Consider the following 21939-nt stretch of genomic DNA (forward strand, 5'->3'; position numbering starts at 1 on the left):
TCCCGAGAGCTATACTCGGGATTGTGCCGACGGCCTCTTGCAAAGAGGCATCGGCGTGGTCCAATCCCACTGGCGACTCTATCCGGTAGAGGTGAACACCATGTCCCTACGCGAAAAAGATTACGGTACTCCCGCCAGCACGTCGGCCAAACCGGTTACCCTGGAAATCGACGGCTTCAGCGTTACCGTGCCGGAAGGCACCTCCATCATGCGCGCCGCTGCCAGCATCGGCATCGAAATTCCCAAGCTGTGCGCCACCGACAGTTTGGAGCCGTTCGGTTCCTGTCGCCTGTGCGTGGTGCAGATCGAAGGCGGCCGCGGTCTGCCGGCCTCCTGTACCACGCCGGTGGGCGAGGGCATGAAGGTCGTGACCCAAAACGAGCGTTTGGGCGGACTGCGCCGCAACATCATGGAGCTGTACATCTCCGATCATCCGCTGGACTGCCTCACCTGTTCCGCCAACGGCAACTGCGAATTGCAGGACATGGCCGGCAAGGTCGGCCTGCGCGAAGTGCGTTACGGCTACGAGGGCGAGAACCACCTCCAGTCCGAGAAGGACACCAGCAACCCGTATTTCACTTTCGAACCCAGCAAGTGCATCGTCTGTTCCCGTTGCGTGCGGGCCTGCTCGGAAGTGCAGGGCACGTTCGCCTTGACCATCGAAGGCCGCGGCTTCGATTCCAAAGTCTCCCCGAGCCAGAACCAGCCGTTCCTGGACTCCGAATGCGTGTCCTGCGGTGCCTGCGTGCAAGCTTGCCCCACCGCCACCCTGATGGAAAAGTCCGTCATCGAGCAGGGCCAGCCGGAACACGGCATCGTCACCACCTGCGCCTATTGCGGCGTGGGCTGCGCTTTCGTGGCGGAAATGAAGGGCAGCGAAGTGGTGCGCATGACCCCGTACAAGGACGGCGGCGCCAACCACGGCCATTCCTGCGTGAAAGGCCGCTTCGCTTTCGGCTATGCCACCCATAAGGACCGCATCACCAAACCCATGATCCGCGAGAAGATCACGGACGCGTGGCGCGAAGTGAGCTGGGAAGAGGCCATCGGCTATGCCGCCAGCCGCTTCAAAGCGATCCAGGAAAAATACGGCCGCCAGTCCGTGGGCGGTATCACCTCCAGCCGTTGCACCAACGAAGAAACCTATTTGGTGCAGAAGCTGGTGCGCGCCGGTTTCGGCAACAACAACGTGGATACTTGCGCCCGCGTCTGCCATTCGCCCACCGGCTACGGCCTGAAGCGCACCTTGGGCGAATCCTCCGGCACGCAGAACTTCGATTCGGTGATGAAAAGCGACGTGATCCTGGTGATCGGCGCCAATCCCACCGACGGCCATCCGGTGTTCGGTTCCCTGATGAAGAAGCGCTTGCGCCAGGGCGCCAAGCTGATCGTGGCCGATCCGCGCAACATCGACCTGGTGAAGTCGCCCCACGTGCAGGCCGAGTACCACTTGAAGCTCAAGCCCGGCACCAACGTCGCCCTGGTGAACTCCCTCGCCCACGTCATCGTCACCGAAGGCCTGCTGAACGAAGCCTACGTGGCCGAGCGTTGCGATATGGAATCCTACGCCAAGTGGAAGTCTTTCGTGGCGGAGGAACGCAATTCGCCGGAAGCCATGGAAGCCGTCACCGGCGTGGCGGCTGACGCCGTGCGCGGAGCGGCGCGCTTGTACGCCACCGGCGGCAACGGCGCCATCTACTACGGCTTGGGCGTGACCGAGCACAGCCAGGGTTCCACCACCGTCATCGGCATCGCCAACCTGGCCATGGCCACCGGCAACGTCGGCCGCGAAGGCGTGGGCGTCAATCCGTTGCGCGGCCAGAACAACGTGCAGGGTTCCTGCGACATGGGGTCCTTCCCCCACGAACTGCCCGGGTACCGCCACGTGTCCGAACCGGCCACCCGCGGCTTGTTCGAGAAGGAATGGGGCGTGACGCTGGAAAGCGAGCCCGGCCTGCGTATCCCCAACATGTTCTCCGCCGCCCTGGACGGCACGTTCCTGGGGCTGTACGTGGAAGGCGAGGATATCGCCCAGTCCGATCCGGACACCCAGCACGTATTGTCCGCCCTGAGCGCCATGGAATGCGTCGTGGTGCAGGACCTGTTCCTCAACGAAACCGCCAAGTTCGCCCACGTGTTCCTGCCGGGCTCCTCCTTCCTGGAAAAGGACGGCACGTTCACCAATGCCGAACGCCGCATTTCCCGCGTGCGCAAAGTGATGGCGCCGCTGGGCGGCAAGGCGGATTGGGAAGTGACCCAGGCGTTGTCCAACGCGTTGGGTTATCCCATGAACTACAAAGATCCGTCGGAAATCATGGACGAAATCGCCCGTTTGACGCCGCAGTTCCACGGCGTCAGCTACGCCAAGCTGGAAGAGAAGGGCAGCATCCAGTGGCCGTGCAACGACGAAGCCCCGGAGGGCACGCCGCTCATGCACGTGGACCACTTCGTTCGCGGCAAGGGCTTGTTCCAGGTGACCGAATACGTGCCGACGGAGGAGCGCACCAGCAGCAAATACCCGCTGATCCTCACCACCGGCCGCATCCTGTCGCAGTACAACGTGGGCGCCCAGACCCGGCGCACCGCCAACACCGCCTGGCACCCGGAAGACCGGCTGGAAATCCATCCCCACGACGCGGAGGATCGCGGCATCAAGGACGGCGCTTGGGTTGGCATCAAGAGCCGCTCCGGCGAAACCGTGCTGCGCGCCCTGGTGTCGGAGCGCATGCAGCCGGGCGTGGTGTACACCACCTTCCACCACCCGTTCTCCGGCGCCAACGTCATCACCACCGACAATTCCGACTGGGCCACCAACTGCCCGGAATACAAAGTGACGGCGGTGCAGGTGTTGCCCGTGACCCAGCCGTCCGAATGGCAGCAGCAGTATCAGGAGTTCAGCGAGCAGCAACAGTCGCTGTTGGAGCAGCGCGCCCCCGTGGGAGCCGCCTGACCGTGACGGAAGTCTTGCCGATGGGGGAGGCGGGCAACTATAGCGAAAGCGCCGTGCAGCGTTTTCGCAACGGCCTGCTGACCCAGACGCGGGACTACGTGGCGGAGGAGGTTCCCGTGGCGCTGATTTACAACGGCGTGCCTTACACCGTCATGTTGGCGACGCCGGACGATCTGGAGGACTTCGCCGTGGGCTTCAGCCTCAGCGAGGGCATCGTCGCCGACGCCGGCCAGATCAGTCTGCGGGAAATCCGCCGGCAGGAAAAAGGCGTGGAAGTGTGGCTGAAAATTCCCGGCGATAATTTTCGCGCCTTGTCCCAGCGGGGCCGCAGCATGGCCGGCCGCACCGGCTGCGGCCTGTGCGGCACCAACAGCCTGGACGAAGCGGTGCGCACGCCGTCGCCGGTGGGCGACGGCGTGCGGGTTGCCACCGAATCGGTGGCCCGCGCCCTGGAAAGCCTGAAGGAGGGGCAGACCCTCAACGGCGTTACCGGGGCCGTGCACGGCGCGGCTTGGGCCAATCTCGACGGCGAAATCCAGTTCATTCGGGAGGACGTCGGCCGCCACAATGCCTTGGACAAGCTGATCGGCGCCCTTGTTAAGCACGCGGTCGATTTGAAAAACGGCTTCGTGGTCGTCACCAGCCGCGCCAGTTACGAAATGGTGCAGAAAACCGCTACCGCCGGCATCGCGCTGTTGGCGGCGGTTTCCGCTCCCACCGGTTTGGCCATCCGGTTGGCCGAGGCATGCGGTCTGACCCTGGTGGGGTTCGCCAGGGGTCGGGACCACAACGTCTATTCCCATCCCCAACGTTTGTTTTATCACTGACACTCAAAGCCATGCACATCGAACAGCTGGTCAAAATGGCCAATGACATCGGTACTTTCTTTTCCGCGGAAACCGACAGCGAAACGGCTATCGCCGGCGTTGCCGACCATCTGAAAAAATTCTGGGATCCGCGCATGCGCCGCCAGATCGTCGAATTCCAGCAGTCCGGCGGCGCGGGGCTGAAGGATATCGTGCAGCAGGCCGTGCAGCGGCTGGGGTAGTCCCCATCTTTCCGGCTCCCACGGAACTCGCGCGGGAGCCTTCGCGGCTTTCTCAGCCCTTCAAGCTCGCCATATCGATCACGAAGCGATAGCGCACGTCGCTCTTCAGCATGCGCTCGTAGGCGTCGTTGATGTCCTGCATGGCTATCAATTCCACGTCCGCCGCCACGCCGTGTTCGGCGCAGAAATCCAGCATCTCCTGCGTTTCGCGGATGCCGCCGATCAACGACCCGGACAAACGGCGCCGGCCCATGATCAACGCGCCGGCGGACAGCGCCGTCGGCTCCGGCATGCCCACCAGCACCATGGTGCCGTCGCGGCGCAAAAGGCCCAGATAAGCGTTGTAATCGTGGCCGGCCGACACCGTGTCCAGGATAAAGTCGAAGCGCCCGGCATGGTCGGCGAAGGCCACCGCATCGCGGGTGGCGACGAAATCGTCCGCGCCCAGCCGCAGCGCGTCGTCGCGCTTGCTCGGCGAGTGGCTGAGCACGGTCACTTTGGCGCCCATGGCCTTGGCCAGTTTCACCCCCATGTGGCCCAGTCCCCCCAGTCCCACGACGGCCACTTGCTGGCCGGCTTGCACGCCGAAGCGGCGCAGCGGCGAGTAAGTGGTGATGCCGGCGCAGAGCAGCGGCGCCGCCCGGTCCAGCGGAATGCCGGCGGGAATGCGCAGCACATAGCCTTCGTCCACCGTGATGCGGCTGGAGTAGCCGCCGTAAGTGGGCGTTTTGCCGTCCTTCTCGCGGCTGTTGTAGGTGAAATTGGCGCCGTTCTCGCAGTATTGCTCCTCGCCGTCCCGGCAGGCTTCGCAAACGCGGCAGGAGTCGACGAAGCAGCCGACGCCCACCGTATCGCCCGCTCGCCATTGTTCGACCCGGTTGCCGACTTGGGCGATACGGCCGACGATTTCGTGGCCGGGCACCATGGGGAAGATGGAGCCGCCCCATTCGTCGCGGGCCTGGTGGATGTCGGAATGGCAAACGCCGCAGTAGAGAATGTCGATCAGCACGTCGTGCGGCCCCGGCTGGCGGCGCTCGATGGCGTAGGGCGCCAGCGGCGCGTTGGCGGAAGGGGCGGCGTAGGCGGGGGTTTTGAGCATGGTTGCAACCTCGCTGGATGGGATGTTAAGCAAAGGGGCGCATCGCCCGGGTAGGGAAGCGCCCGGTCATTCTTCCGCCAGTATATCGTTGGCCCAGCTCAAAGCGGCACTGACCGTGGGAAAACCGATGGTGCTGGTCAACAAGATGATGGCGTGGTTGATTTCGTCGGCGCTGGCGCCGGCCGCCAAAGCGCGCCTGACGTGGCTGTGCACCGATCCTTCGGAATGGATTGCGACGGCCGCCGCCATTTGAATCAGGTGGGCGGTTTTTTCGTCGATGGGGCCTTGCTCGCGGACGGTCTTGCCCAGGGCCTCGACCGCCGCCATAAACCCTTGATGTTCCTTCTTTTGCAGCACGTAGTTTCTGGGAACGGTATCATTGTTCATGAGTCGCCTCGCGGAATTCTGTTGCGGCAGGGAGTATCGGCCTGGTCAGCCAAGGCCATACAGCACAAAAGTAGCAGGTTGCCGGCGGAGAAGGGCGCTACCCGCCGCAATTGAGCCGATCGCTTGCGCCCGTTGTCGCGTCTTTTTTTGTTTCGTCACGATTTTGACCGGGGCGTACCGTTTGTCACGAAATTTATGATGCGCCGGTTGTTGCTTCCCAAAGGCGCGGACGGGCATGTGTTGCCGCTCCTCGTGGGGCGCGCTTTGCGGGCCTTCGCCGACGGCTACGTGGCGGTGCTGCTGCCGGTCTACTTGCTGGCGCTGGGTTTCGATACTTGGCAGGTAGGCTTCCTCTCCAGCGCCACTTTGCTGGGCACCGCCGCGACCACCCTGGCGGTGGGCGCCTGGGGCCATCGTTTTCAGCATCGGCGTTTGCTCCTCGCGGCGGCCTTGCTCATGGCCCTCACCGGCTTCGCCTTCGCCGCCCAATCGGCCTTTTGGCCGCTGCTGCTGATCGCTTTCTTCGGCACTCTCAATCCCAGTTCCGGCGACGTCAGCCTGTTCGTGCCGTTGGAACACGCCCGCCTGGCGGAGGCCGCCCACGGCGAAGCGCGCACGGCGCTGTTCGCCCGTTACAGCCTGCTCGGGTCCTTGTTCGCCGCCCTCGGCGCCTTGGCCGTCGCATGGCCCGATCGTCTCGTTCTCATGGCGGGCTTGGACCGGCTCGATGCGCTCCGGGCGATGTTCGCGCTTTACGGTTTGCAAGGCGGCTTGGTGTGGCTGTTATACCGGCGCTTGCCGGCGCTGCATGGAGACAAGTCGCCGCCGCCGCAGCCGCTGGGACCGTCCCGTGCCGTGGTGCTGAAGCTGGCGGCGCTGTTTTCGGTGGATTCTTTCGCCGGCGGTTTGGCGGTCAATTCGCTGCTGGCGTTGTGGCTGTTTAAGCGTTTCGACCTGTCCCTGGCGGCCGCCGGGAGTTTTTTCTTCTGGGCCGGCTTGCTCACCGCCACTTCCCAACTGGCCGCGCCCCGCTTGGCCCGGCGCATCGGCTTGCTCAACACCATGGTCTTCACTCACATTCCCGCCAACCTTTGCCTGATCGGCGCGGCGCTTTCGCCCGGTTTGGAAACGGCCATCGGTTTGCTGCTGCTGCGATCCCTGCTGTCGCAAATGGACGTGCCGGCCCGAGGGGCCTTTGTCATGAGCGTGGTCACGCCGCAGGAGCGGGCCGCCGCGGCCAGCTTTACCGCGGTGCCGCGCAGCCTGGCGTCGGCGGTCAGCCCGACCTTGGGGGGTGTCCTGATCGCCGCCGGCTGGCTCGACGTGCCGTTGGTGGCTTGCGGGGCTTTGAAGATCGCTTACGACTTGACGCTGTGGGTGGCGTTTCGCCGATTCAGCGCAAGGTTCTGATTCGCCGCGAGACGCCTGGCCCGTCGGCGCGCCGGGATCATGTCCCCGGCAGCAACAGCAGATTAACTCCGAGCCGCTGGTAGGATTCCTCGGCCATCAGCAAGTCCAGCGCCAAGGTGGCGATGTCGTCGGCGAAGGGATCGACTTGCGTGTCTTTTTCCCGGTCCATGATTTTCAGGTAGGCGCGGCAGCCACCGCAGGCCTCGGCTTTGACGGCGTCGGCCGCGCCTTCGATGCCGTAATAAGCCATTTTCTCGTTCGAACCGCAGTGGGCGCAGTGGATGCGAGGCCGGTTCCATTGGGTGGCGCATAGCGAGCAGCACAGGTAGCGCAGGCCGTGCAGGTCGCCGCCGCTGTGCAGCAGGCTGGCGACCGGGGGGGAGCCGCAGGCGGGGCAGAGGTTCGGCTGTTGCGGCGCAGTCAGCTGTGTGCTGTTAAGGCCGGCGGCCTGGCTTGTCCAAAAGGCCTGCAGCGCCGCGGCGACGAAAGGTGCCAGGGCGGTGTCGATACGGTCGAATGTGCCTAGCAGCAATGCCTCCGCCCAGCCAGCCATTTCGGCGTCGTTGGCGCGGCCGATGCGCACCAGGGCGGTGCCCACGGCGCTTGGCTTCTCTTCCATGCGCATGGCGATATGGCGCAACGCTTCCCGCCAAGCGGGGGCGCTGTTTGCTGCAACGATGTCCAGTGGCAGGCCCGTGTTTTTGGCCGGCGGCGGCAGCTCGGTAAAGCGCTCAGCTAGGCAGTGCTGGATTTCCGCCAGTTCGGCTAGCAGCGACAAGTATCCGGCCATGCTCTGCTGTTTGCAGGCCAACTGGCGGAAGCGGGCTGCGCGGTGATGGAACAGGGTTGTTGCGTCGGGTAACCTTATCAGGTTATTCGTTTGCTCCCGAGCCGTTTCCTGGGAGCCCGAAAGAGGATCACCCATTGATTAACACCTCGACATAACGAACTTTGCTTCTGTATAAAATGGTTGTTCCTTCCTCTCGAATATCGAAAGCTTCCGAGGTAACCAACACCTCTCTGAGGGAGGCGAGTCCGTAGATTTTCGGGGTGATGGCTGGGTTTTGATTTTTAATGAATTTTCCTGCTTGTCCTAAATGCGTCCAGCCTTCAGTGTCTTTCATTTCACGTTCGGCGAGCTTGAGTAGCTTGATAATGTCGGTATCTGCCCAGTCAGGGGGGCAGTGTGGACATTTATCGTGGTGTACGATGCTATATGTCTCGCCAGCAAGTCGTGCAACTGACGCAGGTCCTCATTTTGAGCGTTACTGCTTTCCAGTAGCGCCTTCGTTAGGAAACAAAGGCTCGGGGCTATGTCGCGATAAAAGGATTGCGCTTGACGGTATTGGTCGTCCAGGAATCGCAGTGCATTTTGCATTTCTTCCTTCGTTAGCGTTGAGATGCCGGGTTGCCGGAAAAAACCATGAACCAGGGTATTTCGTGAGTCGAGGAGTTTTTTTAGTTGTCGCTCAAAAGTGTCTTGGCATTCGTTATCGGTTAGTCCTTCGCCAGTTATATCGACGGATTGTTTGTATGCCCCGATCAACTGGCCCAAGGTTTGGCCCTTTAGTGCACCTCTAAAACTACGCAAGGAATCGACGCCGCTTTTCTTGCTTCCATCGGGATGAATGTATGGCAACAGCATTTTTAATGCGCCCTCGATTGCTTGGAACAGCATCAGGTTGCGCCCCATGCGTTGCTGGAGTTCGACGTGTAGCTGTTGCCATTCGCTCGTTCCCATAAACGAGTTGTCCGCTTGGCTCACGTTGCGGTTCTCAATGCTCCTCGCCTCTCATCACCCGCTTATACCACCCCGGATGATGCTTGGCCGCCCAGGCGCGGGTGACGGTGCCGCGGACCATGGCGCCGACGGTGCCGCGTATCCAGATGGCGGCGTAGATGTGGACGATGATGCCGGCGATCATGACGAAGGCCGCCAGGGCGTGGATCAGCACCGCCCAGCGCAGGGTGTCGATGGCGAAATTGCCGGCGAACCAGGGGCGCCAGATGACGACGCCGGTGATCAGCAACGTGGGTATGGCGAGCGTCATGGTCCAGAACAGCAGCTTCTGGCCGGCGTTGTAGCGATCCACTTCCGGCAGGCCTTCTTCCCGGTTGTGCATCACGTCGTTGATGCGGCGCAGCCAAGCGACGTCGTTGCGGGTGATGAGGTTGTGGTGCCAGAACTTCAGCGCCAGGCCGGAAAAGGACAGGAACATCGCTACGCCGATGTAAGGGTGCAGGATGCGCGTCCAAGTGCCGCCGCCGAACAACTGGCTGAACCAGAACATGGACGGGTGGAACAGGGCCAGGCCGGAGAAGGCCAGCAGCAGGAAGGTGACGGCGGTGAGCCAGTGATTGAGGCGCTCGGCCGCGCTGTAGCGGTTGATCGGTTTCATGGCGTTTTCTCCTTGTCCTCTTCTTCCGCTTCGTTGGGGCCGACGGTGACGTAGTGGAAAAAGCCGGCCAGGCCGGTGAGCAGCAGAGCCGCCGTGGCGAAGGGCTTGAACAGACCTTTCCAGAAGCCCACCACGGCGCTGATGTGGGGATTCTTCGGCAATCCGTTGTACAGTTCCGGCTTGTCGGCGTGGTGCAGCACGTACATGACGTGGGTGCCGCCCACCCCTTCCGGGTTGTACAGGCCGGCGTTGTCGAAACCCCGTTCCTTCAAGTCGGCGATGCGCTCGTTGGCGTGCTCGATCATGTCCTCCTTGCTGCCGAACACCAGGGCCTGGGTCGGGCAGGACTTGATGCAGGCCGGTTCCAGGCCGACCGAGACCCGATCCGAGCAGAGGGTGCACTTGTAGGCCTTGCTGTCCTTCTGCGAGATGCGCGGCACGTTGAACGGGCAGCCGGCGACGCAGTAGCCGCAGCCGATGCAGGCTTCCTCGTGGAAATCGACGATGCCGTTGCTGTATTGGATGATGGCGCCGGGCGAGGGGCAGGCCTTGAGGCAGCCGGGATCGGCGCAGTGCATGCAGCCGTCCTTGCGGATCAGCCATTCCAGGTGGCCGTTGGCTTCGGTTTCGGCGAAGCGCATCAGGGTCCAGCTGTTGGCGGTGAGGTCGTGGGGATTCTGGTAGGAGCCCACGTTGACGCCCACCTCCTCGCGCAGATCGTTCCACTCCTGGCAAGCCGATTGGCAAGCCTTGCAGCCGATGCACTTGCTGACGTCGATGAGCTTGGCCACTTCCGTCATCTGCCGCTGGCTGGGCGACGGCGTGGTGGTGGCGGAGCGGCGCAGGATGTCTAGGGATTGCAATGCCATGCTTATACCTCCGTAGTGCCTTTGAGCAACCGCATCAGCAGCGACGTCTTCTGCGTCGCGCGGCTATCCTCGTCCTCGCCGTGGCGGTGCTGGTGCTCGTGTTCTTCGCCGGGCTTGTGGGTGTGGGGCATGAGTTCGCTCAGGTCTTTCTCCACGTTGACTAAAAACGCTTTGAACTCCGGCGTCTGGGTGTTGGCGTCGCCCAAATACGGCGTCAGGTTGTTGGCGAAAAAGCCCTTGCGGGTCTGGCCCTGGAAACCCCAGTGCACCGGCACGCCGATCTGGTGCACGGTCTGGCCGGCCACGGACAGCGGCTTGATGCGCTTGGTGACCATGGCCACGGCCTTGATGAAGCCGCGCTTGGAGCGCACGGTGACGATCTCGCCGTTGGCGATGCTCAGCTCCCGCGCCAGCTCCTGGCCGATTTCCACGAACTGTTCCGGTTGCAGCGAGGCGTTGATGCGCACATGGCTGGTCCAGCAGTTGAAATGCTCGGTCAGGCGGTAGGTGGTGGCGACATAGGGGAAATCCTCCTTGCCGCCCAGCATGGCCTTGTCGCCGGGGAACACGCGCGCCGCCGGGTTGCTGACCACTTTGGGGTGCAGCGGATTGGTGCCCAGCGGGGTTTCGTAGGGCTCGTAGTGCTCGGGGAACGGGCCGTCGGCCAGCCGGTCGGCGGCGAATAAGCGGCCGACGCCTTCCGGATTCATGATGAAGGGCGCCATGTCGTTGCCGGGCGCGACGTCCGCTTTGTAATCGGGCACGTCCAGGCCGCTCCACTTGTTGCCGTCCCACTGGATGATGCGGCGCTTTTCGTTCCAGGGCTTGCCGGCCGGGTCGCAGGAAGCGCGGTTGTAGAGGATGCGCCGGTTGGCCGGCCAGGCCCAGGCCCAGTTGGGAGCGATACCCAAACCGGTGGGGTCGGACGTATCGCGGCGCGCCATCTGGTTGCCGGCTTCGGTCCAGGAGCCGCTGAACACCCAGTTGCCGCAGGCGGTGCTGCCGTCGTCCTGCAACTGGGCAAAACCGGCCAGCTGCTGGCCGGCCTTGACCAGGATTTTGCCCGGGTCTTTGGGATCGGCGATGTCGGCTAGGGCGTAGCCGCTGTATTCCTTGGCCAGTTCTTCCGGCGAGGGTTCCTCGGCTTTCTGATAGGGCCAGTGCAGGTTGAGGATGGGCTCGGGGAAAGCGCCGCCGTCCTTGCGGTAAGCGTCGCGCAGCCGCAGGTACAAATCGGACATGATCTCCACGTCGTTGCGCGCCTCGCCCGGCGGCTCCGCGCCTTTCCAGTGCCATTGCAGCCAGCGCGAGCTGTTGACCAGGGAGCCGTCCTCCTCGGCGAAGCAGGTGGTGGGCAGGCGCAGCACTTCGGTCTGGATATCGGCCGGATTCACCGGGTTGTGCTCGCCGTGGTTCTGCCAGAATTCGGAGGTGTCCGTCGCCAGGGGGTCCATCACCACCAGGAACTTGAGCTTGGCCAGGGCGGCGGCGACCTTGGCCTTGTTGGGGTAGGAAGCCAGCGGGTTGAAGCCTTGGCAGATAAAGCCGTTGACCTTGCCCTGCGCCATCAGGTCGAACATGCGCAGGCTGTCGTAGGGCTTGTCCAGCTTGGGCAGCCAGTCGTAGCACCAATCGTTGTCCTTGGTCGCCGCCTTGCCGTACCAGGCCTTCATCAAACTGGTGTGGAACTTGGGCAGGTTGGACCAGTAGCTGAGCTGGCCCGGCCGCAGCGGCTTGAAGGCGCGCTTTTCCAAATAGCCGGCGCGGCCGGTTTCGCTGTCCTTGGGCAAGGTGATGTAGCCGGGCAACATGTCGGTGAGCAGGCCCAGATCGCTCAGCCCCTGGATGTTGGAGTGGCCGCGCAGGGCGTTGACGCCGCCGCCGGAGACGCCCATGTTGCCCAGCAACAGCTGGATCATGGCCATGGCGCGGATGTTCTGCACGCCTACGGTGTGGTGGGTCCAGCCCAGGGCGTACAAACTCGTCAGGGTGCGGCTGGGCACGGCGGTGGATGCGATCAGCTCGCAGATTTTCAGGAAGGCGTCTTTCGGCGTGCCGGTCAGCTCCGTCACCTTGTCCGGCGTGTAGCGCTCCACGTGCGCCTTGAGCAATTGGAACACGCAGCGCGGGTGCTGCAAGGTGGTGTCCACCTTGGCGTAGCCTTGGTCGTCCAGCTCGTAGTTCCAGCTGCTACGGTCGTACTGCTGCTCGCTCTTGCCGGCGTCGTAGCCGCTGAACAAACCGTCCTCGAAGCGGAAGTCCTCGCGCACGATGAAGGCGGCGTTGCTGTAAGCCGTCACGTACTCGCGGTTGATGGCTTCGTTTTCCAACAGATAACGCATGACGCCGTTGAGGAAGGCGATGTCGCTGCCGGCGCGGATCGGCGCGTAGAAATCGGCCACCGCCGCCGTGCGGTTGAAGCGCGGGTCTACCACGATCAGCTTGGCCTTGTTCTTGGCCTTGGCTTCCACCGCCCACTTGAAGCCCACCGGATGGGCCTCGGCTGGATTGCCGCCCATCACCAGGATCACGTCGGCGTTCTTGATGTCCATCCAGGTGTTGGTCATGGCGCCGCGGCCGAAGCTGGAAGCCAGGGCCGCCACGGACGGGGCGTGGCAAATGCGCGCCTGGCTGTCGAGCATGACGATGCCCAGCGCGCGGGCGATCTTGTTGGTGAGGTAGCCGGTTTCGTTGGAGGCGGCGGAAGCGGCCAAAAAGCCCAGGGAGGTCCAGCGGTTGACGGTCTGGCCCTGGTCGTTCTTGGCGATGAAGTTCTGGTCGCGGTCTTCCTTCAGCAACTGGGCGACGCGCTGCATGGCCCACTCCCAGGACACCCGCTTCCATTCCTTGCTGCCGGGGGCGCGGTATTCCGGGTATTTGAGGCGCGTCGGACTGCGGACGAAATCCAGCAGGCCCGCCCCCTTGGGACACAGGCTGCCGCGGCTCACCGGATGGTCCGGGTCGCCTTCGATGTGGATGATTTCCGCCTTGGCGTTCTTCGCCTTGTCGCCCAGGCTGTACATGATGAGGCCGCAGGCCACCGAGCAATAGGGGCAGGTGTTGCGGGTTTCGGTGGTGCGCGCCAGCTTGAAAGTGCGCACTTCGGCCAGGGCCTCGCTGGGCGAAAAGCCCAGAGCCGCTAGGGAGGAGCCGCCCAGGGTGGTCGCGCTCAGCTTGAAAAACTGGCGTCGTGTGACTTGCATGGTGTCCTCCTGGGCTGGGAAGTTGCGCTAGGCTTGGGTGTGTGGTTGGAAAACGATGTTAACTTGGGCATCCTGGCGCCGGGGGAGTTCCGCAAAACGCTTTCCGGGCGTTGTGGTCTCCTGTGCAACGCGGCGCAATCCGCTTATTTTATTATTGTCGCCATTTTCGAGCGCTTAAGCGACGGGCAAAAACGGGCCGCATCCCCGCGCCCTTATGGGGGGCGGCTAAAACACAAAAATGCATCACTGAGGAGAGCAGGGCATGAGCACATTCGATCCCAGCCGTTTCGGTTACACGGTCCCCTTGAAAAAGCGCTACGACAACTTCATCGGCGGACGCTGGGTGCCGCCGGTCCAGGGCCGATACTTCGAAAATATCACCCCAATCACCGGTCAGGTGTACTGCGAAGCGGCAAGGTCCAGCAGCGACGACATCGAACTGGCGTTGGACGCGGCCCATGCCGCCCGCGACGCCTGGGGCCGCACGCCGGTCGCCGAGCGGGCCAATCTGCTGCTGAAGATCGCCGACCGCATGGAGGCGAACCTTGCGACCCTGGCCGCGGCGGAAACCCTGGACAACGGCAAGCCCATCCGCGAAACCCTGGCGGCCGACATCCCGCTGGCTATCGACCACTTCCGCTATTTCGCCGGCTGCGTCCGCGCCCAGGAAGGCAGCCTGTCGGAAATCGACGACGATACGGTGGCCTACCATTTCCACGAGCCGCTGGGCGTGGTGGGGCAGATCATCCCGTGGAATTTCCCCATCCTCATGGCCGTTTGGAAGCTGGCGCCGGCCTTGGCCGCCGGCAACTGCGTGGTGTTGAAGCCCGCCGAGCAGACGCCCACCTCCATCCTGGTGCTGATCGAGCTGATCGCCGATCTGCTGCCGGCGGGCGTGGTCAACGTGGTCAACGGTTTCGGCCTGGAGGCAGGCAAGCCCTTGGCTACCAGCAGCCGCATCGCCAAGATCGCCTTCACCGGCGAAACCACCACCGGCCGGCTCATCATGCAGTACGCTTCGCAGAACCTGATTCCGGTGACGCTGGAGTTGGGCGGCAAGTCGCCCAACATCTTCTTCGAGGACGTGTGCGCCCAGGACGACGCTTTTTTCGACAAGGCGGTGGAAGGCTTCGTCATGTTCGCCCTCAACCAGGGCGAGGTGTGCACCTGCCCGTCCCGCGCCCTGATCCAGGAGTCCATCTACGAGCGCTTCATGGAGAAGGCGCTCAAGCGGGTGGCGGCCATCAAGCAAGGCCATCCTTTCGAGCCGGACACCATGATCGCCGCGCAGACCTCCAGCGAGCAGCTGGAGAAAATCCTCTCCTACATCGACATCGGCAAGCAGGAAGGCGCCCAGTGCCTGATCGGCGGCGAGCGCAACGTAATGGCGGGGGAGTTGCAGGACGGCTATTACATCAAGCCCACGGTGTTTCGCGGCCACAATAAAATGCGCATCTTCCAGGAGGAGATCTTCGGCCCGGTGGTGTCGGTCGCCACCTTCAAGGACAAGGACGAAGCCCTGGTCATGGCCAACGACACGCTGTACGGCCTGGGGGCCGGCGTTTGGAGCCGGGACGGCACCTTGGCTTATCGCATGGGCCGCGAGATCAAGGCGGGCCGCGTATGGACCAACTGCTACCACGCCTATCCGGCCCACGCGGCGTTCGGCGGCTACAAGCAATCGGGCATCGGCCGGGAAACCCACAAGATGATGCTGGATCACTACCAGCAGACCAAGAACCTGCTGGTCAGCTACAGCCCGAAAGCCCTGGGCTTTTTCTGAGCCGGCCGGTGGACACCCGCAAGGTCGTCGCCACCGAGGCCGCCCTGGCCTTGGTGGAAACCCTCAAGGCCAAGCACGGCCCGTTGATGTTTCACCAATCGGGCGGCTGCTGCGACGGCAGCGCGCCCATGTGCTACCCGCAAGGGGAGCTGCTGGTGGGCGATAACGACGTGCTGCTGGGCGACATCGGCGGCAGCCCGTTCTATATCAGCGCTTCCCAGTACGAGTATTGGAAACACACCCAGCTCATCATCGACGTGGTGCCGGGCCGGGGTGGGCAGTTTTCCCTGGAAAGCGCCGAAGGCGTGCGATTCCTCACCCGTTCCCGCTTGTTCAGCGACGAGGAAGCGGCGGCGTTGGGGGAGGGCGCCAGGGTCGGTGTTTAGGCAAGCCGGTCAGGGCGCTTTTTTATCTCCCTCACCCTGACCCCAATGCCGTTAAGTTAAGCTCCTAACCCCTCGCTGCGCTCCCCCCCCTCACCCTAACCCTCTCCCGGAGGGAGAGGGGACTGGATCGGCGGCCTTCATCTCACCGTTTCGCCCCAAGCCTAGCTCCGGCACGATGTTTGTATCCCCAAAACCCAACCAAACCGTTTTCAGGCGGCGTGCCGGGCAATTTCGTAATATATGGCTCTAAATAACGATGGTGGGGCGTTGAAAATGGCGGTTTTCGAGGTCCGTCGCGGTGCGGCGGCACCGGCTCGGTGCGCGGGCTGGAGGCCGGCATGCTGACGCCGGAAGAGCAGTCCGCGTTGCTGCTGTCGGTAAAGGTCAGCGTTTGCTCGGTCGCCGCCACGTTGCCGTTGGCGGTGGCGTTGGCGTGGCTGTTGGCGCGCCGCGCTTTTCCCGGCAAGGCCTTGCTGGAGGCCTTGCTGCACCTGCCGCTGGTGCTGCCACCGGTGGTGGTGGGCTACGTGCTGTTGTTGACCTTCGGCCGCAACGGCTGGCTGGGCGTCCGCTTGTTCGACTGGTTCGGCGTGACCGTCGCTTTCACCTGGAAAGGCGCGGCCATCGCCGCCGGGGTGATGGGGTTCCCGTTGATGGTGCAGGCGATCCGCCTGTCCATGGCCGCCATTGAGCCGCGTTTGGAGCAGGCCGCCAGTACCTTGGGCTCGGGCCCTTGGCGGGTGTTTTTCACCGTTACCTTGCCTTTGTCGCTGCCGGGCATCATCGCCGGCACGGTGCTGGGTTTCGCCCGGGGGCTGGGCGAATTCGGCGCCACCATTACCTTCGTCGGCAATATCCTCGGGGAAACCCGCACGTTGCCCCTGGCGTTTTTCACCTTGACGCAAACCCCCGGGGGCGACGACGCCGCCTACCGGCTGGTGTGGTTGTCCATGGCGGTGGCGTTCGGCGCGCTGATGGCCAGCGATCTGCTGGGCAGGCGCAGCAAGCGTCTGTTGGGAGAGTAGGCGTCGTGTTGCGATTGGACGTGGTGCTGAGCCGGGGGCGATTCACCCTGGCGGCGCAATTGGAGGCGGACGCACCGGTCACCGGTTTGTTCGGCCGCTCCGGTTCCGGCAAGAGCACTTTGCTCGCTGTCGCGGCCGGCCTGGCGCGGCCGCAGCGCGGCCGGGTGGAGCTGGACGGCGAGGTGCTGTTCGACAGCGAGCGGGGCATTTGCCTGCCCGCCCATCGCCGCCGGGTGGGGCTGGTGTTCCAGGACAGCCAGCTGTTTCCCCATTATTCGGTGCGCGGCAACCTGCTGTACGGCTGTCGCCGGCCGGGCGGCAACGGCGTGTTCCGTTTCGACGACATTGTCGATTTGCTGGAACTGGCGCCGTTGCTGCAAGCCCGGCCGCGCCAGCTGTCCGGTGGCGAGCGCCAGCGGGTGGCGTTGGGGCGGTCGCTTTTGGCCGCGCCGCGCCTGTTGTTGCTGGACGAGCCCCTGGCTTCCCTGGACCAGGGACTGAAGGCGCAGATATTGCCGTTCCTCAAGCGCATCAAGGACGAGCTGGGCCTGCCCATGGTGTACGTATCCCACAGCCTGGCGGAAATTCTTCATCTCACCGACCGCCTGGCCTTGGTGGCCGAAGGCCGGGTGGTCGCTGCCGGCGTTTTGCAACGGCTGGTGGCGGAAGGACGGCTGGCCGAAGCCAAAGTGGCGGTGCCGGAGAATATCCTGGCGGCGTCGGTGGTCGGCCACGATCCGGAAGGCGGATGCACCGAGATGGCGGTGGGTGGGCAGGTGTTGCGCGTGCCCATGCAGGCGCAGCGGCGGGCAGGCGAGACGGCTTATCTGGCCTTGGCCGCTGGCGACGTTGCCCTGGCGCGCCACGCCGTGGCGGGCACTTCCATCCAGAACCAAATCGGCGGCCGCGTCGTCGGCGTGCGCGAATTCAACGGCGCCATGCGCATCGCCATCGACGCCGGCGCGCCCTTGCTGGCCGAGGTGTCGCGCCACGCTTGCGCCGAGCTGGATCTGCGGGAGGGCGCGCAAGTCTATTGCCTGATCAAAGCGCGCTCGTTCCATTATCTGACCGACGGCTGGGATGGCGGCGATGGATCTTCCGGCGCGCCATCCAGCCAGGAGAACGATGCATGAGCGAACCGAAACAGCCCCCGGCGCCGCCCGGCTTGGTGGAGGGCGAGTTGCGCCTGGCGGGCGGCCTCAACGAAAAGCTGTTCCGTCTGCTGGCCGCGATCGACGCCAGCGGCTCCATCAACCAGGCCGCCAAGGCCGTCGGCCTCAGTTACAAAGGCGCTTGGGAAATGGTGGAGCGGGCCAACAACCTGTCGCCGCGGGTGCTGGTGTCCACCGCCGTGGGTGGCCGCCACGGCGGCGGCACGGCGCTCACCGCGGCGGGGCAAAGCCTGCTGGGGTTATACCGGCGTTTGCAGGAAGAACATCGCCAATTCCTGCGCGGACTCAACGACGATTTGGCGGCCGATCCGGAATTTTTGTTTTTAGCCAGGAGAATGCTGATGAAAGCCAGTGCGCGTAACCAGTTTTTCGGAAAAGTGGCGGAAGTCAGGCCGGGCGCGGTCAATGCCGAAGTCGTGGTGAGCCTCAAGGGCGGCGATACGCTGGTGGCCGCCGTTACCATGGAGTCTTTGCAAACCCTGGGGATCGCGGCGGACGTGGATGTGGTGGCGCTGGTGAAAGCGCCCCAGGTGGTCATCGTCACCGACATGGGGCCGTATCGCTTGAGCGCCCGCAACCAGCTGACGGGCAGTGTCGTTCGCGTGCAGAAAGGCGCGGTGAACGCGGAAGTGGTGATTCAACTGCCGGGCGGCGATACGGTTTACGCCACCGTCACCAACGACGCGGTGGAGGACCTGGGCTTGAAGGAAGGCAGCGCCGCCACCGCGGTGTTCAAGGCCGGGGCGGTGATTCTCGGCGTGGCCGCCTAGTCGTCATAAGGTCGGGCGCGGCGGCCGATGACGCCGCGCCTATGGGGCGCCGTTACTTTCCGCCCAACAGTGTGAAGCCGTATTTACGGAACACCGCTGCCGCGGCATCCCCTCGCAGATAGTCGTAAAACGCCTTGCTGGCCGGAGTCTGGTTGAGCAGCGCCGCCGGGTAAACGATGGGGGCGTGGCTGTCGGCGGGGAATTCGGCGACGGTTTCCACTTTGCCGCTGGCGGCCGCGTCGGTGGCGTAGACGATGGCGGCGGCGCATTCGGCCCGTTCGACGAAGGCCAGCGCGGCCCGGACGTCCTCGGTGCCCACCAGGCGCGACTGGATGCCGTCCCATAGTCCTAAGTTCTGCAAAGCTTCCTTGGCGTAAATGCCCACCGGCACCGAGGCGGTTTCGCCGGTGCACAATTTGCCGTCGAAGGCGGCGGCCAGGTTGGCGCCTTTTTCCAGTTTCACCGGGAAGCCGCGGCCTTTGGGGGCAACCAATACCAGGCTATTGCCGAGCAGGTTGACGCGGGAGCTGCTGTCGATTTTGGCTTTGCCGTCCAGGTAGTCCATCCATTTCAGGTCGGCGGAAATGAACAGGCCGGCGGGGGCGCCGTTTTCGATTTGCTTCGCCAGGGCGGAGGAGGCGGCGAAGGAGGTTTTCACCGTGTCGCCGCTGCCGCTTTCGTAAGCTTTGGCGATTTCGGTCAAGGCGTTGGTGAGGCTGGCGGCGGCGAAAACGGTGGTTTCCGCGGCCTGGACGGCGGCTTGGGGCGCCAGGCCGACGACCAGGGCGAACAGGGCGAGTTGTAAGTGTTTCATGGATGGACTCCTGCGGTGAATGTGTCGAGGTCAATGGGCCGGCGCACGGCGGTTATGCCGTTGGGTATCGCTATAACGTACACTATATTGCGCTAGCGTCGTAGTCGCAGCATGATTCAGGCCAGCGGCGATGCGTTGGCCCGAATGTTGTATTCAAGCCGTTGTGGTGCTCTACGTTATAACGCCATAGTGATAGCGAAGGGCGTTCAAGGGCACTTTTCTTTGTGCGCTGTACGACATTGTCGGGCGGCTGTTGCTAACACGACGACGCGTCGGCAGCGCCTAAGCTTAGCGGAGCGGTTCGATTGGAAATCCTGTGTGGGGGGAAACGATGACAACGAGACTACCTAGCCAGTTGGTTTTGAATGGGTGCAAAGATGGGGCGGGCGGGTTCGCTCCGGCCGGGCTGACCGGAATTTCGGCGTTGCTGTTGCTGCTGAGCGGCGGCCCGCTTGCGGCGGCCGAGGCCGACAAGCCCAAGCCTTCCGTCCGGCCGGCTTTCGGCGCGTCAGCGGCCGTGCAGGACGATTGGATCGGCAAGCGCAACCCCTATGCGCCGGAATACAACCTCCACGACGCCTTGGGGCTACCCGATTGGGTGTCTTTCTCCGTGGAAAACCGGCTGCGCTACGAGAGCATGGACGGCCAGTTCCGCGCCAACGGCGTCGGCGGCGACCAAGCCCTGCCCATGCAGACCGACGCGTGGCTGGAGCTGCGCCACAACGGCTTCCGCGCCGGCGTGGAATTTCTCGACGCCCGCCAGTTCCTGTCCGACAGCGGCTCCGAGATCGGCTTCAGTGGGGGCAGGGCGGTCAACTTGAACAACACCGAGGTGAACGAAGCGGACTTCCTGCAAATCTACGGCGCCTGGTCCGGCGAAAACGTCGCCGAATCCGGCGTGGACATGGAGGTGAAACTGGGCCGCCAGACCTTGGATATGGGCAGCCGCCGCTTGATCGGCCGCAACGTGTTCCGCAACGCCGTCAACAGCTTCACCGGCGCGCTGTTCCGTTTCCGCGACAACAAGGATAAGTGGCAGCTGCGCTTGTTCGGCGTGCAGCCGGTGGAACGTTTCCCCACCGCCAGCGCCGATCTGATGAACGGCCGCCACCGCTTCGACGAAGAGGCCTACCGCGCCTATTTGGGCGGCGGCATGGCGGAATGGTTCGACGTGGCCTACAAAGTGAACGCGGAAGCCTACCTGTATTACCTCAACGAGGCGGACCGTCCCGGCGTGCTGACCGCCGACCGCGAGCTGTTCACCCCCGGCGTGCGCTTCTACCGCAAGCCGGCCAAGGATCAGTTCGACTTCGAGGCGGAAACCATCGCCCAGGTCGGTAACTCCCACGCCACCACCGCGGCCACCGACCGCAAGACGCTAAGCAACCAGGCTTGGTTCCAGCACGTCGAGGCCGGCTACACCTTCGATTTGCCCTGGTCGCCCCGCTTCATGGCCATGTACGACTATGCCAGCGGCGACCACAGCAGCCGGGACGGCGTCAACGGCCGTTTCGACACCCTCTACGGCGTGCGCCGGGCGGATTTCAACCCCACCGGCATTTTCGGCGCCGTGGCGCGGGGCAACGTCAATTCGCCTGGCTACCGCGTGTTCTTGGCGCCCCGCGACGACGTGACGGCTTTCGTCGGCCATCGCCTGGTGTGGCTGGCGGACCGCAAGGACGAGTGGGTGGGGACCGGCTTGCGCGACGCCACCGGTAAATCCGGCGATTTCGTCGGCCATTTGATCGAGGCGTCCACCCGCTGGGACGTCAGTTCCAATCTGGCGCTGGAAACCGGCTGGACGCACTTGATCAAGGGCGAGTTCGCGCGCAACGCCGTCACCTCTCCGGCCACCCGCACGGCCGCCGCCGTGGCCGCGCCGCGGGATAAGCAGGATGTGGATTATTTCTACGTGCAGTCCTTGGTGAGATTTTAGGCCCGTCGTTGCCCCCGCGCCGCTCCTGACCTATCGCCGTATCGCTGCGCTTGGCACCGACCTTGCTCCGAATGGGCGAGCGACGCAAAAACGTCGCGGACCTATCCAATGGCTGCCATTGCGGGGTAACGGTCATGAAAACGCGCATGGGGTTTATGGTTTTCGCCTTGGTCGGTTTGGCGCTGTTCGCCGCCCCGGGGGAGTGCCGGAAATTTGGCGGGCGTCAAAAATTATCGCTGGCCGAGCGCACCGGTTGGGATTATCAAGCGGAAATGGATCGGCGGATGTCGTCTCTACAGGCGTTCGGGGCGCTGGCGCCGGAACGGGCCAAGGACGATGCGCCGCGGGTCGAACCGAGCAAGCCGGGGCAGCGCGCCTTCGATTTGTGCCTAAGCCGCTGCGCGGCGCCAGTGGAAGAGCCCGGCCAGCGCCGCGCCGGGGCGGCGCTGGTGGGGGACCTGAACGACGCGGCGCTGATGCAGCGGCTGCGCAAAGTCGGCATGGGCTTGAGTTGGCGAGCCGCGCCCAACGTGGGGTTCAGCGCCGATTACGAAAAAGTGATGGACGCCGCGGACGTGGGCCGCGTTGCCCCCGATACCGTAAGAGCCAGGATGCAGTGGGATTTTTAGGTTCGACGGCGCGGGTTGCGGTGTTTTCCGGACGTTTCCCGGTTGCCTTGTTTTGCCGT

General features: G+C 63.9%; 20 protein-coding genes. 11 read left to right on the forward strand and 9 right to left on the reverse strand.

The genetic code is table 11. The annotated features are described in order from the left end of the window. Nucleotides 1-100 precede the first annotated feature (100 nt). From fdhF to K5607_RS07080, 3 genes are read left to right on the forward strand one after another with little or no spacing between them, the layout of a single operon-like run. Nucleotides 101-2950, forward strand: a complete 2850-nt coding sequence (gene fdhF / locus K5607_RS07070) for a formate dehydrogenase subunit alpha (RefSeq protein WP_221048637.1) — start codon at nucleotides 101-103, stop codon at nucleotides 2948-2950. 2 nt (nucleotides 2951-2952) lie between these two features. After that, on the forward strand, nucleotides 2953-3777 hold the full coding sequence (gene fdhD / locus K5607_RS07075; protein ID WP_246598977.1) for a formate dehydrogenase accessory sulfurtransferase FdhD: 825 nt from the start codon (nucleotides 2953-2955) through the stop codon (nucleotides 3775-3777). An 11-nt stretch (nucleotides 3778-3788) separates the two neighbouring features. Beyond that, nucleotides 3789-3998, forward strand: coding sequence for a formate dehydrogenase subunit delta (locus K5607_RS07080; protein WP_221048638.1), 210 nt, complete (start codon nucleotides 3789-3791; stop codon nucleotides 3996-3998). Between the two features lie 52 nt (nucleotides 3999-4050). Here the strand turns inward: K5607_RS07080 and K5607_RS07085 are convergent, their stop codons facing one another. Both K5607_RS07085 and K5607_RS07090 read right to left on the reverse strand, forming a co-directional pair. Next, entirely contained in the window at nucleotides 4051-5097 is a 1047-nt protein-coding gene (locus K5607_RS07085) for an NAD(P)-dependent alcohol dehydrogenase (RefSeq protein ID WP_221048639.1), read from the reverse strand. Nucleotides 5098-5163: 66 nt separating this feature from the next. Continuing rightward, nucleotides 5164-5484, reverse strand: a complete 321-nt coding sequence (locus K5607_RS07090; RefSeq protein WP_221048640.1) for a carboxymuconolactone decarboxylase family protein — start codon at nucleotides 5482-5484, stop codon at nucleotides 5164-5166. 237 nt (nucleotides 5485-5721) lie between these two features. Between K5607_RS07090 and K5607_RS07095 the strand changes: the two genes are divergently transcribed. Beyond that, nucleotides 5722-6894 carry an MFS transporter gene (locus K5607_RS07095; RefSeq protein ID WP_246598978.1) on the forward strand — a complete coding sequence of 391 codons (1173 nt, stop codon included), beginning with the start codon at nucleotides 5722-5724 and terminating at the stop codon, nucleotides 6892-6894. 37 nt (nucleotides 6895-6931) lie between these two features. Here K5607_RS07095 and fdhE read toward each other — a convergent pair whose 3' ends face one another. Genes fdhE through fdnG form a run of 6 tightly spaced genes read right to left on the reverse strand, consistent with a single transcriptional unit; the run spans nucleotide 6932 to nucleotide 13365 of the window. Further along, complete coding sequence (gene fdhE / locus K5607_RS07100; protein ID WP_082411477.1) at nucleotides 6932-7819, reverse strand: formate dehydrogenase accessory protein FdhE; 888 nt, start codon at nucleotides 7817-7819, stop codon at nucleotides 6932-6934. Then, nucleotides 7812-8018 carry an OST-HTH/LOTUS domain-containing protein gene (locus tag K5607_RS07105; protein WP_246598979.1) on the reverse strand — a complete coding sequence of 69 codons (207 nt, stop codon included), beginning with the start codon at nucleotides 8016-8018 and terminating at the stop codon, nucleotides 7812-7814. Before K5607_RS07105 ends, fdhE begins: the two co-directional genes overlap by 8 nt. After that, complete coding sequence (locus K5607_RS07110) at nucleotides 8015-8659, reverse strand: hypothetical protein (RefSeq protein ID WP_054773420.1); 645 nt, start codon at nucleotides 8657-8659, stop codon at nucleotides 8015-8017. The genes K5607_RS07105 and K5607_RS07110 overlap by 4 nt, the downstream gene beginning before the upstream one ends. A gap of 10 nt (nucleotides 8660-8669) precedes the next feature. Beyond that, on the reverse strand, nucleotides 8670-9293 hold the full coding sequence (locus K5607_RS07115) for a formate dehydrogenase subunit gamma (protein WP_221048641.1): 624 nt from the start codon (nucleotides 9291-9293) through the stop codon (nucleotides 8670-8672). Beyond that, on the reverse strand, nucleotides 9290-10162 hold the full coding sequence (gene fdxH / locus K5607_RS07120) for a formate dehydrogenase subunit beta (RefSeq protein ID WP_054773418.1): 873 nt from the start codon (nucleotides 10160-10162) through the stop codon (nucleotides 9290-9292). The genes K5607_RS07115 and fdxH overlap by 4 nt, the downstream gene beginning before the upstream one ends. 2 nt (nucleotides 10163-10164) lie before the next feature. After that, on the reverse strand, nucleotides 10165-13365 hold the full coding sequence (fdnG, locus tag K5607_RS07125) for a formate dehydrogenase-N subunit alpha (protein WP_221048642.1): 3201 nt from the start codon (nucleotides 13363-13365) through the stop codon (nucleotides 10165-10167). A 262-nt stretch (nucleotides 13366-13627) separates the two neighbouring features. Here fdnG and adh point away from each other — a divergent pair, with 262 nt between their 5' ends. The 5 genes from adh (at nucleotide 13628) to K5607_RS07150 (ending at nucleotide 18501) form a co-directional block, all read left to right on the forward strand. Beyond that, nucleotides 13628-15148, forward strand: a complete 1521-nt coding sequence (gene adh / locus K5607_RS07130; RefSeq protein ID WP_221048643.1) for an aldehyde dehydrogenase — start codon at nucleotides 13628-13630, stop codon at nucleotides 15146-15148. 8 nt (nucleotides 15149-15156) lie between these two features. Then, nucleotides 15157-15534, forward strand: coding sequence for a DUF779 domain-containing protein (locus tag K5607_RS07135; protein ID WP_054773416.1), 378 nt, complete (start codon nucleotides 15157-15159; stop codon nucleotides 15532-15534). Between the two features lie 338 nt (nucleotides 15535-15872). Next, a complete protein-coding gene (modB, locus tag K5607_RS07140; protein ID WP_221048644.1) occupies nucleotides 15873-16559 on the forward strand; it encodes a molybdate ABC transporter permease subunit in 687 nt (228 codons plus the stop codon). 5 nt (nucleotides 16560-16564) lie between these two features. After that, entirely contained in the window at nucleotides 16565-17692 is a 1128-nt protein-coding gene (gene modC / locus K5607_RS07145) for a molybdenum ABC transporter ATP-binding protein (protein WP_221048645.1), read from the forward strand. Further along, nucleotides 17689-18501, forward strand: coding sequence for a TOBE domain-containing protein (locus K5607_RS07150; protein ID WP_221048646.1), 813 nt, complete (start codon nucleotides 17689-17691; stop codon nucleotides 18499-18501). Before modC ends, K5607_RS07150 begins: the two co-directional genes overlap by 4 nt. A 52-nt stretch (nucleotides 18502-18553) precedes the next feature. On the opposite strand, the gene modA is transcribed toward K5607_RS07150, so the two are convergent. Then, the gene (modA, locus tag K5607_RS07155) at nucleotides 18554-19315 is read right to left on the reverse strand and encodes a molybdate ABC transporter substrate-binding protein (RefSeq protein WP_054774383.1); all 762 of its coding nucleotides are present in this window, start codon (nucleotides 19313-19315) and stop codon (nucleotides 18554-18556) included. 331 nt (nucleotides 19316-19646) lie between these two features. On the opposite strand from modA, the gene K5607_RS07160 reads away from it, so the two are divergent. Both K5607_RS07160 and K5607_RS07165 read left to right on the forward strand, forming a co-directional pair. After that, complete coding sequence (locus K5607_RS07160; protein WP_082411689.1) at nucleotides 19647-21251, forward strand: alginate export family protein; 1605 nt, start codon at nucleotides 19647-19649, stop codon at nucleotides 21249-21251. Nucleotides 21252-21385: 134 nt separating this feature from the next. Continuing rightward, a complete protein-coding gene (locus tag K5607_RS07165; protein ID WP_221048647.1) occupies nucleotides 21386-21880 on the forward strand; it encodes a hypothetical protein in 495 nt (164 codons plus the stop codon). Nucleotides 21881-21939: the final 59 nt, after the last annotated feature.

Origin of the sequence: Methylogaea oryzae (assembly GCF_019669985.1) — a bacterium.
In the GTDB taxonomy this organism is placed as follows: domain Bacteria; phylum Pseudomonadota; class Gammaproteobacteria; order Methylococcales; family Methylococcaceae; genus Methylogaea; species Methylogaea oryzae.